At 34.6% G+C, this 14,168-nt stretch carries 12 protein-coding genes and 1 pseudogene; 9 read left to right on the top strand and 4 right to left on the bottom strand.

Annotation, left to right across the window (positions count from 1 at the left end):
• Nucleotides 1-34: 34 nt before the first annotated feature.
• From tsaD to tsaE, 4 genes are read right to left on the bottom strand one after another with little or no spacing between them, the layout of a single operon-like run.
• A complete protein-coding gene (gene tsaD, locus AC2D8K_RS05655; protein ID WP_002452018.1) occupies nt 35-1,072 on the bottom strand; it encodes a tRNA (adenosine(37)-N6)-threonylcarbamoyltransferase complex transferase subunit TsaD in 1,038 nt (345 codons plus the stop codon).
• The gene (rimI, locus tag AC2D8K_RS05650) at nt 1,065-1,529 is read right to left on the bottom strand and encodes a ribosomal protein S18-alanine N-acetyltransferase (protein ID WP_002452019.1); all 465 of its coding nucleotides are present in this window, start codon (nt 1,527-1,529) and stop codon (nt 1,065-1,067) included. The genes tsaD and rimI overlap by 8 nt, the downstream gene beginning before the upstream one ends.
• Nucleotides 1,502-2,164 (bottom strand): tRNA (adenosine(37)-N6)-threonylcarbamoyltransferase complex dimerization subunit type 1 TsaB, encoded by a 663-nt coding sequence (gene tsaB / locus AC2D8K_RS05645; protein WP_002452020.1) that lies wholly within the window; start codon nt 2,162-2,164, stop codon nt 1,502-1,504. Before tsaB ends, rimI begins: the two co-directional genes overlap by 28 nt.
• Entirely contained in the window at nt 2,161-2,607 is a 447-nt protein-coding gene (gene tsaE, locus AC2D8K_RS05640; protein WP_002452021.1) for a tRNA (adenosine(37)-N6)-threonylcarbamoyltransferase complex ATPase subunit type 1 TsaE, read from the bottom strand. The genes tsaB and tsaE overlap by 4 nt, the downstream gene beginning before the upstream one ends.
• 441 nt (nt 2,608-3,048) lie before the next feature.
• Here tsaE and ilvD point away from each other — a divergent pair.
• The 9 genes and pseudogenes from ilvD to ilvA all read left to right on the top strand — a co-directional run bounded on the left by ilvD (nt 3,049) and on the right by ilvA (nt 13,773).
• Nucleotides 3,049-4,737 (top strand): annotated as a pseudogene (gene ilvD, locus AC2D8K_RS05635) (dihydroxy-acid dehydratase).
• 82 nt (nt 4,738-4,819) lie between these two features.
• Nucleotides 4,820-6,550, top strand: coding sequence for a biosynthetic-type acetolactate synthase large subunit (gene ilvB / locus AC2D8K_RS05630; protein WP_438816643.1), 1,731 nt, complete (start codon nt 4,820-4,822; stop codon nt 6,548-6,550).
• Entirely contained in the window at nt 6,550-6,792 is a 243-nt protein-coding gene (locus AC2D8K_RS05625) for an ACT domain-containing protein (protein ID WP_002452024.1), read from the top strand. The genes ilvB and AC2D8K_RS05625 overlap by 1 nt, the downstream gene beginning before the upstream one ends.
• A 136-nt stretch (nt 6,793-6,928) precedes the next feature.
• On the top strand, nt 6,929-7,933 hold the full coding sequence (ilvC, locus tag AC2D8K_RS05620) for a ketol-acid reductoisomerase (protein ID WP_002452025.1): 1,005 nt from the start codon (nt 6,929-6,931) through the stop codon (nt 7,931-7,933).
• 27 nt (nt 7,934-7,960) lie between these two features.
• Nucleotides 7,961-9,496, top strand: coding sequence for a 2-isopropylmalate synthase (locus AC2D8K_RS05615; RefSeq protein ID WP_075777900.1), 1,536 nt, complete (start codon nt 7,961-7,963; stop codon nt 9,494-9,496).
• Nucleotides 9,493-10,536, top strand: a complete 1,044-nt coding sequence (gene leuB / locus AC2D8K_RS05610) for a 3-isopropylmalate dehydrogenase (RefSeq protein ID WP_002452027.1) — start codon at nt 9,493-9,495, stop codon at nt 10,534-10,536. The genes AC2D8K_RS05615 and leuB overlap by 4 nt, the downstream gene beginning before the upstream one ends.
• Before the next feature lie 15 nt (nt 10,537-10,551).
• Complete coding sequence (gene leuC, locus AC2D8K_RS05605; protein WP_002452028.1) at nt 10,552-11,922, top strand: 3-isopropylmalate dehydratase large subunit; 1,371 nt, start codon at nt 10,552-10,554, stop codon at nt 11,920-11,922.
• Nucleotides 11,923-12,492 (top strand): 3-isopropylmalate dehydratase small subunit, encoded by a 570-nt coding sequence (gene leuD / locus AC2D8K_RS05600; RefSeq protein ID WP_002452029.1) that lies wholly within the window; start codon nt 11,923-11,925, stop codon nt 12,490-12,492.
• Between the two features lie 12 nt (nt 12,493-12,504).
• On the top strand, nt 12,505-13,773 hold the full coding sequence (ilvA, locus tag AC2D8K_RS05595; protein WP_002452030.1) for a threonine ammonia-lyase IlvA: 1,269 nt from the start codon (nt 12,505-12,507) through the stop codon (nt 13,771-13,773).
• The last annotated feature ends 395 nt before the right edge of the window (nt 13,774-14,168 follow it).

The raw sequence follows: 14,168 nt of genomic DNA, 5'->3' as shown, positions 1-14,168 counted from the left end.
GATTCTATTTAATCTCGCATTACTGACTTTATAATTATGATAAAGATTCAATTGAAAAATCTTCAATATCGATATTATTTTGTCCATTCATTGCCATATCTCCACGAATGCCTGCTAAATACAAGAAATGACCTGCTGCACCAATCATCGCTGCATTGTCAGTACATAATTTTGGTGTAGGAATGGTTAATTGGATTTGATTATTTTCACACTGTTTAGAAATACTTTCTCTTAGTCCACGATTACTTGCTACACCACCAGCAACAATTAATCGCTTAACGTTATACGCTTTGCAAGCATGTATCGCTTTAGTTGTTAACACTTCAACAACACTATTTTGGAAGCTAGTTGCCACATTTTCTGGCACAATGTCTTGCCCTTTTTGACGTTGATTATGCAATTGATTAATAACTGCACTTTTTAGTCCACTAAAACTGAAATCATAACTTTCTTTTTCTAACCAAACTCTAGGAAATTGATACGTATCTTCACCTATAGCTGCTAATTGATCTATTTGAGGTCCACCTGGATATGGCAAGTCAATTGTACGTGCTACTTTATCATATGCTTCACCTACAGCATCATCTCTTGTTTCACCTATCACTTCAAAATGGAGATGGTCTTTCATATAAACTAATTCTGTATGACCACCTGAAACGATTAATGCCATTAATGGAAATGTTAACGGTGTTTCTAAATGATTCGCATAGATATGTCCTGCAATATGGTGAACGGGTATTAATGGTATATCATATGCAAATGCAAGTGCTTTCGCTGCATTAATACCTATGAGTAACGCACCTATAAGTCCAGGTCCTTGCGTTACAGCGATAGCATTAATATCGTTCATAGTCACATTTGCAGTTTGTAAAGCAGTGTCTATAGTAGTTGTGATTCCTTCGACATGATGACGACTAGCAATTTCAGGTACAACACCACCAAAGCGCTTATGACTTTCAATTTGGCTTAACACTGTATTGGACAATATTTCCGTACCATTTTTAATAATACTTACACTTGTTTCATCACAACTTGTCTCTATTGCTAAAATTAATGTCTGTTGATTATTCACGTAAATTCACCCACATGACTAATGCATCCTGCCCTTCTCCATAATAATTTTTTCGTTTTCCACCATATTGAAAACCTAAATTTTGATAAACATGTTGAGCCACTGTATTATCCACTCTAACTTCTAAACTCATCACTTCACATCGATGTCTCGCATAATTCATGACATATTTTAATAATAATTGTCCTAAACCATATCCTCTAAATTGCTCTGCAATCGCAACTGTGGTTATTTGTGCTTGATCAATGACAACCCATAATCCTAAATATCCAATAATCGTATGGTTAAATTCTATGACGAAATAATTAGCAAACTCATTCTTTTCAATTTCATGATAAAATGCATCGATTGACCATGAACTATCATTAAAACTAGATCTTTCAATGTCAAAGACTGCTGGAACATCATCTTTACTCATTTTTCTAATATTTAATTGTTCTTCTGTTGGTCTATCCAATTTCTTTCCGCCTCAGTTATTTTATGATATTTAGGAACAAAACTATGGATTTCAGTTGGCTGGCTAATTAAATTTTTCATGACTGATGCTTGTGGTAATTGATTAATGCCCTTAGCATCTAGCAAATGTTCTAATTTAACCGTATCTTCACCTATAAATACATGTGGTTGATCAAGTTCATGTAATTTCAGTTTCAAGTCGTTAATTGAAATATATTGATCGTCTAATACAGTTTCTAATATTCCATTTTTTCTTTGGTAAATTCCTGCATAAACCGCTTCACGTCGGGCGTCAAAAATGGGTACTAAAAGTTTGTTTTTTTCGCTAACAGTTGCTGCCAAAGCTTTTAATGAAGAAACGCCATACAATTTACAATTTAATGCATAGGCAAGTGTTTTAGCAGTCGTCACACCAATTCTTAATCCAGTATATGAACCTGGGCCTTCAGCAACTACGATGCCATCGAGATCATTTTTTGAGATACTACTTTCTTTAAATAAACGTTCAATCTCAGGCATTAATTGTACTGAATGATTCGTCTTTGAATTATTGGTTATTTCAGCTAAAACATCATTGCCATCTGTTAATGCGACAGATAAAGGCTGATTGGACGTATCTATCAATAATAATTTCATTGTTCTAACGCCTCCTTCATTGCTTCATAATGTTCGCCTTTAGCTTCTATCGTAATGTATCGACTCATTTCATCAATAACTTCAATATTTATTGTCAGTGATTCATCAGGTAGTAAATCCTCAATAAATTGGCTCCATTCAATCACTGTTAAGCCATTATCTTCAAAGTACTCATCAAATCCTAAATCTTCTTCTGAATCTTCTAGTCTATAGCAATCCATATGATGTAACTTTAAATGTGTACCTTTGTAAGATTTAATAATATTAAATGTTGGTGAATTGATTGTTCTCTTAACACCTAAAGCTTCACCTATAAATTGCGTGAATGTTGTTTTACCTGCACCTAAATCTCCATTCAGTAAAACTAAATCCCCAGCTTGGACTAATGCCACTAATCTAGCCGCAAATTGTTTCATCTCGTTTTTATCTTTAATACTAATCATAGGTCATTCTCCTATTTACTTTTTAACTACACAATAAATATATTAACTTAATAAGTGTAACAAATTTTGTCTTATATTTCTTCGTAAATATTTTCAACAAAATAGATTTGTAATTGTTAGAAAATTCTAAATTATTATTGACATCATTTTCACCTTATAGTAAATTAGGTTTATAAATTTTAAAACAATTCAAACTATTTAGAATAAATAACCATTCAACGAAGGGAGTATAAATAAAATGAGACATTATACAACACAACATTCAACGACAACTTCAAATATTATTATTTTATTATACTCTCAAGGGCTCGAACTTTAGTAATTTTTTCATTTACTAAATGTTTAAGTCCTATTTGTAATTGAATGGGACTTATTGAACGTCCCAATAACCATTGGGACGTTTTTTATTTTCTTATAGTAAAAAATACGGGGGAATTTATTATGCGAAGCGACATGATCAAAAAAGGAGATCAACAAGCTCCAGCAAGAAGTCTTTTACATGCTACGGGCGCACTTCAAAATCCAACAGATATGAACAAACCTTTCGTAGCTATTTGTAATTCATATATTGATATTGTTCCTGGACATGTTCATTTAAGAGAATTAGCTGATATAGCAAAAGAAGCGATTCGTGAGGCAGGTGCCATTTCATTTGAGTTTAATACAATTGGTGTAGATGACGGTATTGCGATGGGTCATATTGGAATGAGATATTCTTTACCTTCTAGAGAAATTATTGCTGATGCTGCAGAAACTGTAATTAATGCCCACTGGTTTGACGGTGTATTTTATATTCCAAACTGCGACAAGATTACACCAGGCATGTTACTAGCAGCTGTTAGAACTAATGTACCTGCAATTTTTTGTTCAGGTGGTCCGATGAAAGCTGGATTATCTGCTCAAGGTAAAGCTTTAACATTATCTTCTATGTTTGAAGCCGTTGGTGCTTTTAAAGAAGGTTCTATTTCTAAAGAAGAATTCTTAGATATGGAACAAAATGCCTGCCCTACTTGTGGTTCATGTGCAGGTATGTTCACTGCCAATTCAATGAACTGTCTCATGGAAGTACTTGGTTTAGCATTACCATACAATGGTACAGCATTAGCAGTTAGTGACCAACGTCGTGAAATGATTCGTCAAGCTGCCTTTAGATTAGTAGAAAATATCAAAAATGATATTAAACCTAGAGATATTGTTACCAAAGAAGCGATTGATGATGCCTTTACACTGGATATGGCTATGGGAGGTTCTACAAATACAGTATTACACACATTAGCAATTGCTAACGAAGCTGGTATTGAATATGATTTGGAACGTATTAATGAAGTCGCTAAAAAAACACCTTACTTATCTAAAATTGCTCCAAGTTCTTCATACTCAATGCATGATGTTCACGAAGCAGGTGGCGTTCCAGCAATTATCAATGAATTAATGAAAAAAGAAGGTACCTTACATCCAGATAGAATCACAGTCACTGGAAAAACTTTACGAGAAAATAATGAAGGTAAAGAAATTAAAAACTTTGATGTTATCCATTCGCTTGAGAAGCCATATGATAAAGAAGGTGGTTTATCTATCTTATTTGGTAACCTGGCTCCTAAAGGTGCAGTTATCAAAGTTGGTGGTGTAGATCCTTCAATTAAAACATTCACTGGTAAAGCGATTTGCTTTAATTCACATGATGAAGCAGTTGAAGCCATTGATAATCATACAGTACGAGAAGGACATGTGGTCGTTATCAGATATGAAGGACCTAAAGGCGGCCCAGGTATGCCTGAAATGTTAGCCCCTACTTCTTCTATTGTCGGTAGAGGATTAGGTAAAGATGTAGCATTAATTACAGATGGTCGTTTTTCAGGTGCAACACGAGGCATTGCAGTAGGACATATTTCTCCTGAAGCAGCATCTGGTGGGCCAATCGGACTTATTCGAGACGGTGATGAAATCACCATCGATTTAACAAATCGTACACTTAATGTTGATTAACCTGAAGAGGAATTATATCGTCGTAGAGAACAATTAGAACCATTTAAAGCAAAGGTTAAGACTGGTTATCTTGCACGTTATACATCATTTGTCACAAGTGCCAATACTGGTGGCATCATGCAAGTACCTGAGAATCTTATCTAAATAATAGGAGTTGATTTTAATGACTAAACTTAGTGATATGTCAGAACATAATACAGCAACGTCGAACCAACCTGTAGATACCATGAAAGTTGCTGAATCTAGCAAACCTGAATATATGAAGAGTCAGACTATAAATGAGATGCGTCCTGGTTCTGAAATATTAGTTGAAGCACTTCAAAATGAAAATGTCGATTTTATCTTTGGTTATCCAGGTGGTGCCGTATTACCTCTATATGACACATTTTATGATGGTAAAATTAAACATATTTTAGCAAGACATGAGCAAGGTGCAACACACGCTGCTGAAGGATATGCACGAATTTCTGGTAAAACTGGTGTGGTTGTTGTAACAAGTGGTCCTGGAGCTACAAATGCTATTACAGGTATTACTGACGCTCATAGTGATTCATTACCATTAGTAGTCTTTACAGGACAAGTAGCGACACCAGGTATCGGTAAAGATGCTTTCCAAGAAGCAGATTTATTATCAATGACCGCTCCTATTACTAAACAAAATTATCAAGTAAAAAAAGTTGAAGATATTCCTAGAATCGTTCACGAAGCTTTCCACGTAGCTAATTCTGGTAGAAAAGGTCCGGTAGTCGTAGATTTCCCTAAGGATATGGGCGTATTATCTACCAATGTGGGTCTATCTGACCATATCGATTTACCAGGTTATCAAGTTAATACTGTAGCTAAATCAAATGATATTAACACGTTAGTTAAATATTTAAATCATTCTAAAAAGCCTTTAATTTTAGCAGGTGCTGGTGTCAATCATTCAAAATCTAATAAATTACTGACTCAATTTGTTACTCAACATCAAATTCCAACTGTCACAACACTGTTAGGGCTCGGGGCTATTCCATACGAACATCCCCTATTCTTAGGTATGGGAGGTATGCATGGTTCATACGCAAGTAATATGGCATTGACCGAGTGTGATTTATTAATTAACTTAGGTAGTCATTTTGATGATCGACTCGCCAGTAAACCAGATGATTTTGCACCTAATGCTAAAGTGGGTCATGTAGATATTGATCCATCAGAAATCAATAAAATCATAGCCACTGATTTAGGTATCGTTGCAGATTGTAAAAATGTATTAGAACAACTTAAAGCTTCTCAAATTAATGTTCCATCACACGATGAATGGTTACAATACTGTCAATCAAACAAATCCAATCACCCATTTAAATATGAAAAAGATGATAAAGACATCTTTTGTAAGCCACAAGAGGCTATTGAATATATTGGTAAAATCACAAATGGTGATGCTATTGTCACAACAGATGTGGGTCAACATCAAATGTGGGCAGCTCAATTCTATCCATTCAAAAGTCACAGTCAATGGGTTACTAGTGGAGGTCTTGGTACGATGGGATTCGGTATTCCATCTGCGATTGGTGCACAACTCGCTTCACCAGATAAAACAGTTGTTTGTTTTGTCGGAGATGGCGGATTCCAAATGACGAATCAAGAGATGGCACTTTTACCAGAATATGGCTTAAACATTAAAATTGTCCTCATTAATAACGGTACATTAGGCATGGTTAAACAGTGGCAAGATAAGTTCTTTAATCAACGTTTTTCACATTCAGTATTTAATGATCAACCCGATTTCATAAAAATGGCTGAAGCATATGGCGTCAAAGGATTCTTAATTGATCAACCAAATCAACTTAAATCTAAACTTGATGAAGCATTTAATTACGAAGGACCTGCCCTTATTGAAGTTCGTATCTCTCCAATTGAGCCAGTTAATCCAATGATTCCTAGTGGCAAAGCTAATAACGAGATGGAGGGATATTAATGAAAAGACATTTAAAATTTGAAGTTATGAATCAAGTAAGTACTCTAAATAGAATTACAAGTGCATTCGTCAGATTGCAATATAATATTGAAGAATTACATGTCAAAAAACGTGACGATAATCCTAATATTTCAGATATGGAACTTATTGTTAATATTGAAGATGAAGACGTATTAAATATTTTATTAAATAAATTACAACAACAAATAAACGTTTTAAATGTAGAACAATACTCTGCTTAATATAAATTATGATTAAAACATCGATGCGCTAGTGTTCTATAAAAGCATATTAACCGAACAGCTATCATCCTATGTTTATCACACACTTTAATTTTCGGAATATTACTAATTTTTAATTATTTTGGAGGAATGTATTATGACAACAGTTTATTATGATGAATCAGTAAAAACAGACGCTTTAGAAGGTAAAAAAATTGCTGTGATTGGATATGGTTCACAAGGCCATGCTCACGCACAAAACTTAAAAGATAACGGATATGATGTTGTTATCGGTATCCGTCCAGGACGCTCTTTTGATAAAGCTAAGGAAAATGGTTTCGATGTATATCCTGTGGCAGAAGCAACGAAACAAGCTGACGTTATCATGGTTTTAATTCCAGATGAAATCCAAGGTGATGTATATAAAAATGAAATTGAACCTAATTTAGAAGCTGGTAACGCACTTGCATTTGCTCATGGTTTCAATATTCACTTTGGTGTTATTCAACCCCCTGCAGATGTCGATGTTTTCTTAGTTGCACCAAAAGGACCAGGTCACTTAGTTAGACGTACATTTGAAGAAGGTAGTGCAGTGCCATCTTTATTTGGTGTTCAACAAGATGCTACAGGTCATGCAAGAGATATTGCATTAAGTTATGCAAAAGGTATCGGATCTACAAGAGCTGGTGTAATTGAAACAACATTTAAAGAAGAAACAGAAACGGATTTATTTGGTGAACAAGCTGTACTATGTGGCGGTATCCATAAATTAATTCAAAGTGGATTTGAAACATTAGTTGAAGCTGGTTACCAACCAGAATTAGCCTATTTTGAAGTATTACATGAAATGAAATTAATCGTTGATTTAATGTATGAAGGCGGTATGGATAATGTCCGTTATTCAATTTCTAATACTGCAGAGTATGGTGACTATGTATCTGGACGTCGTATCATCACTCCAGATGTCAAAGACAATATGAAAGCTGTATTAACAGATATTCAAAACGGTAAATTTGCTAATAGTTTTGTTGAAGATAATAAAAATGGATTTAAAGAATTCTATAAAATGCGTGAAGAACAAGCTGGTCATCCAATTGAAAAAGTGGGCCGTAAATTACGTGATATGATGCCATTTATTAAATCAAAAAGCATTGAAAAGTAATAGTAATGGATTAAGGAGTTGATTAAAATGAGTAGCCATATTCAAATATTTGATACCACTCTTAGAGATGGTGAACAAACACCAGGCGTGAATTTTACATTCGATGAACGTTTAAAAATAGCACAACAACTTGAAAGATGGGGTGTAGATGTTATCGAAGCTGGCTTCCCTGCTTCTAGTACAGGGAGTTTCAAATCAGTGGAAGCTATTTCTAAAGCCTTAACAACAACTGCTGTTTGTGGTTTAGCTAGATGTATTAAGTCTGATATAGATGCAGTTTACGAAGCAACAAAGCATGCAGCTAAGCCTCTAGTACATGTTTTTATTGCGACATCCCCTATTCATCTAGAACATAAATTGAAAATGACTCAAGAAGAAGTTTTAGATTCTATAAAAGAACATGTTACTTATGCTAAACAATTGTTTGATATCGTTCAATTCTCACCTGAAGATGCAACACGTACAGATATGGACTTTTTAATAAAAAGTGTACAAACAGCTGTTGATGCTGGTGCAACTATTATTAATATTCCTGACACTGTAGGCTTTAGTTACCCAAATGAATATGGACAAATTTTTAAAACTTTAACTGAATCCGTGCAATCTGATAATGAAATTATATATAGTTCACATTGTCACGATGACCTAGGAATGGCGGTTGCAAATAGTCTAGCTGCTATTGAAGGTGGTGCGAGACGAATAGAAGGTACTGTTAACGGTATAGGCGAGCGAGCAGGTAATGCAGCACTAGAAGAAGTCGCTTTGGCACTGTATGTTCGTAAAGATCATTATGGCATAGAGTCACAAATTGATTTAAAAGAAACTAAGAAGACTTCTGACTTAATTTCTCGCTATGCAGGTATTCGTGTACCAAGAAATAAAGCGATCGTAGGACAAAATGCATTCAGTCATGAATCTGGTATACATCAAGATGGTATCCTTAAACACCGTGAAACATATGAAATTATTACACCTCAATTAGTTGGTGTTAGTACTACTGAATTACCTTTAGGAAAACTTTCAGGTAAACATGCCTTTGCTGAAAAATTAAAAGCACTGGGCTATGACATTTCTCCTGATGATCAAATTAATTTATTTAAACAATTTAAATCTATTGCTGATAAGAAAAAATCAGTCTCTGATCGCGATATCCATGCTTTAATTCAAGGCTCAGAACATGAACAAAGTGCGATTTATCAACTAGAAGCATTACAACTTCAATTCGTTTCTAATGGTCTTCAAAGTGCAGTCGTTGTGATTAAAGATAAAGATGGCAATATTTATCAAGACTCAAGTATTGGTACAGGATCCATTGTTGCAATTTATAATGCTGTTGACCGTATCTTTAAACGTGAAACAGAATTAATCGATTATCGTATTGATTCTGTTACGGAAGGTACAGATGCTCAAGCAGAAGTACATGTTAATCTTGTTATCGATAATAAAGAAGTTAATGGTATTGGTATTGATCACGATATTTTAAAAGCTTCTTGTAAAGCTTATATTGAAGCACATGCAAAATACGTTGCAGAAGCTAAAGAGAAAGAAGGTATCCAATCATGACCTATAACATCGTTGTTTTACCTGGAGATGGCATAGGCTCAGAAATACTAAATGGGAGTTTAGAAGTTTTAGAAAAAATCAGTGAGAAATATCATTTTGAGTATCAAGTAGATACACATCATTTTGGAGGAGCTGCCATAGATGCCTATGGCACGCCTCTAACTGATGAAACATTAAAGGCTTGTCAAAATGCTGATGCGATATTGCTAGGTGCTATTGGAGGTCCGAAATGGACAGATCCTAAAGTACGTCCAGAACAAGGTTTATTAAAATTAAGAAAATCACTTAATTTATATGCTAATATTCGCCCTACTATAGTGACTGATGGTACAAGTCATCTTTCACCTCTTAAACAAGATAGAGTTGAAGGTACAGATTTAGTCATAGTTAGAGAATTAACAGGAGGTTTGTATTTTGGTGAACCACGTGAGTTAACTGATCATCATGCATTAGATTCTTTGACTTACACGCGTGCTGAAATTGAACAAATTGTTAGAGTCGCATTTGAAATAGCACAACAACGACATAAAAAGTTAACGTCTGTCGATAAAGAAAATGTACTTGCTTCAAGTAAACTTTGGAGAAAAACGGTTGAGGAAGTCAGTCATGACTATCCAGATGTAGAAGTAGAATATTTACTCGTTGATGCCTGCAGTATGCATTTGATAACACGTCCAACACAATTCGACGTCATCGTCACTGAAAATTTATTTGGAGACATCTTAAGTGATGAAGCTTCTGTCATTCCAGGTTCTTTAGGATTATCTCCATCAGCTAGCTTTGGCAAAGATGGAACAAGATTATATGAACCTATTCATGGCTCAGCACCTGATATTGCGGGCCAAGATAAAGCCAATCCTTTTGGAATGATATTATCATTAGCAATGTGTTTACGTGAAAGTTTCAAAGAAATTGAGGCAGCTAATGAATTAGAGAACAATGTTTATCAACTCATTAGAGATGGAAAATGTACAGCTGATTTAGGCGGAACGTATACTACATCACAAATTATTAAATTTTTAAAAGAATTTTATACTTAAGGGAGGCGTCATCTTATGGGACAAACACTATTTGACAAAGTATGGGATAAACATGTCTTACATGGAAATGTAGGTGACCCTCAATTATTATATATAGATTTACATTTGATACATGAAGTAACATCACCGCAAGCGTTTGAAGGATTGAGAATTCAAAATAGACGCTTACGTCGTCCCGATTTAACATTTGCTACATTAGATCATAATGTCCCAACAATAGATATATTTAATATCAAAGATGAAATAGCAAATAAGCAAATTACAACGTTACAAAAGAATGCAAAAGACTTCGGTATACACATATTTGATATGGGATCAGATGAACAAGGTATCGTGCATATGGTTGGTCCTGAGACTGGATTAACACAACCAGGAAAGACCATAGTATGTGGCGATTCTCATACTGCTACACATGGGGCATTTGGTGCCATTGCTTTTGGTATCGGAACTAGTGAAGTAGAACATGTCTTTGCTACACAAACACTTTGGCAAACTAAACCCAAAAATTTGAAGATAGATATCAATGGAAACTTACCTAAAGGTGTTTATGCCAAAGATATTATTCTTTATCTTATTAACCAATTCGGTGTAGACTTTGGTACTGGTTATGCTTTAGAGTTCACTGGTGAAACAATCAAAAAGCTTTCAATGGAAGCTAGAATGACCATATGTAATATGGCTATTGAAGCAGGTGCTAAATATGGAATCATGCAACCAGATGAAACTACATTTGAATATGTAAAAGATAGACCATATGCTAACAATTTCGACCAATCCATATCTGAATGGAAACAACTATATTCTGATGAGGATGCTATTTTTGACAAAGTCATTGAAGTAGATGTTTCTGATTTGGAACCTCAAGTCACTTGGGGTACTAATCCAGAAATGGGCGTTAATTTTAATACTCCCTTCCCTACAATTAAAGATTCTAATGACGAACGTGCTTATCAATATATGGGACTCGAACCAGGACAAAAAGCTGAAGATATCGACTTAGGATATGTCTTTTTAGGATCATGTACTAATGCTAGAATTACTGACTTAATCGAAGCTAGTCATATTGTGAAGGGCAATCATGTACATCCTAATATTACAGCTATTGTTGTACCAGGATCTCGAACAGTTAAAAAAGAAGCAGAATCTATGGGACTCGATAAAATATTTAAAGAAGCGGGCTTTGAATGGCGAGAACCAGGTTGTTCAATGTGTCTGGGTATGAATCCAGACCAAGTACCTGAAGGCGTCCATTGTGCATCTACAAGCAATCGTAACTTTGAGGGCAGACAAGGTAAGGGAGCAAGAACTCATCTCGTTTCCCCTGCTATGGCCGCTGCAGCAGCAATTAATGGGCGATTTTTTGATGTTAGAAAGGTGGTCGTATAGATGGATATCAAACCAATCACAACATATACAGGGAAAATTGTCCCTCTCTTTTACGATAATATTGATACAGATCAAATTATACCTAAAGTTCATTTAAAACGTATTTCAAAAACTGGTTTTGGTCCATTTGCGTTTGATGAATGGCGCTATTTACCAGATGGAAGCGATAATCCAGACTTCAATCCAAACAAACCCGAATATCAAGGAGCTAGTATTTTAATCACTGGCGATAATTTCGGTTGCGGTTCAAGTAGAGAACACGCTGCTTGGGCATTGAAAGACTATGGTTTTAGTATCATCATTGCTGGAAGTTATAGCGATATCTTTTATATGAATTGTACTAAGAATGCGATGCTCCCTATCGTATTAGATAAACCTTCACGTGAACATCTTGCAACATTCAACGAAATCACAATTGATTTACCAAATCAAACTGTATCATCACCAGAACAAACCTTCCACTTTGATATTGATGAAACTTGGAAGAATAAACTAATCAATGGTCTTGATGATATTGATATTACTTTACAATATGAAGATTTAATTGAAAAATATGAAAAAGCACATTAAGGTGGGAATATTATGACAGTAAAAACAACAGTTTCAACCAAAGATATTGACGAAGCTTATTTACGTCTTAAGAATATAGTTAAAGAAACGCCTTTACAATTAGATCACTATTTATCTCAAAAGTATGATTGTAAGGTATATTTAAAAAGAGAGGACTTGCAATGGGTACGTTCCTTTAAATTACGTGGTGCTTATAATGCTATTTCAGTCCTTTCTGATGATATTCAAAGTAAAGGGATTACATGTGCTAGTGCTGGAAACCATGCTCAAGGTGTCGCCTACACAGCTAAAAAACTTAATCTAAAAGCTGTCATTTTTATGCCCGTCACTACGCCTTTACAAAAAATTAATCAAGTTCAATTCTTTGGAAATGGCAATGTTGAAATTAAATTAACTGGTGACACATTTGACCATTGTTTAGCAGAAGCGCTTGAATATACTAAACAAAATAATATGACATTTATTGATCCATTTAATAATGTTTATACTATTGCAGGTCAAGGTACTTTAGCTAAAGAAATGATTACACAATCTCGCGAGGAAAATATCAATTTTGATTATTTATTTGCAGCTATTGGCGGTGGTGGTTTAATTTCAGGTATTAGTACTTATTTTCATGATTATTCTCCACAAACTAAAATCATTGGAGTAGAACCTGCTGGAGCTAGTAGTATGTATGAATCTGTAGTAGTTAATAACAAAATTGTAACATTAGAAAACATTGATAAATTTGTTGACGGTGCATCAGTCGCTAGAGTCGGTGATATTACATTTGAAATTGCTAAATCTTACGTACATGACTATGTACAAGTGGATGAAGGTGCAGTTTGTTCAACAATTCTAGATATGTACTCTAAACAAGCAATTATTGCCGAACCTGCTGGAGCATTAAGTGTAGCAGCATTAGAAGACTATCGTGAATCAATCAAAGGAAAAACAGTAGTTTGTATCGTAAGTGGTGGTAATAATGATATTAACCGTATGAAAGAAATTGAAGAACGTTCATTATTATACGAAGAAATGAAGCATTATTTCATTCTTAATTTTCCACAAAGACCTGGTGCACTTAGAGAATTCGTTAATGATGTACTAGGACCACAAGATGATATTACTAAATTTGAATATCTAAAAAAATCATCTCAAAATACTGGTACTGTTATTATAGGCATTCAACTAAAAGATCACACAGATTTACAACAATTAAAAGAAAATGTAAATCAATTTGATTCTTCAAACATTTACATTAATGAAAATAAAATGCTATATTCATTATTAATTTAAAACGGACGAAGCTATGTAAACGTGCATGGCTTCGTTTTAGTTTATACTTTGAACTATTAGCTCGACTAAGCTCGTTGCACTCATTCTTCAATTCATCGTCTAAACGCATTTACTCTGCGTTGACTTTCTTTTTTGGGCATAAAAAAAGAGACTTTACGGTCTAAATTATATTTGCGCGGCATGCGCTATTGATCTTAATAGCTCATGCTATTAAGTAAGTAAAACATGTGATTTTCAATCACTGTTTTGCTTTAGAACGTTAGTCTGCTACCTTCGGCGCTAAGGAGCTTTTTCAACTTGAGAGAAATACGCTTATACTTCTTCATTTTCATCTCTCCCTTACTCACTTAGCTCGACTAAGCTCGTTGCACTCATTCTTCAATTCATCATCTAAA

Source organism: Staphylococcus sp. 510 (genome assembly GCF_057219715.1).
This window is presented reverse-complemented; position numbering and strand designations above follow the sequence as displayed.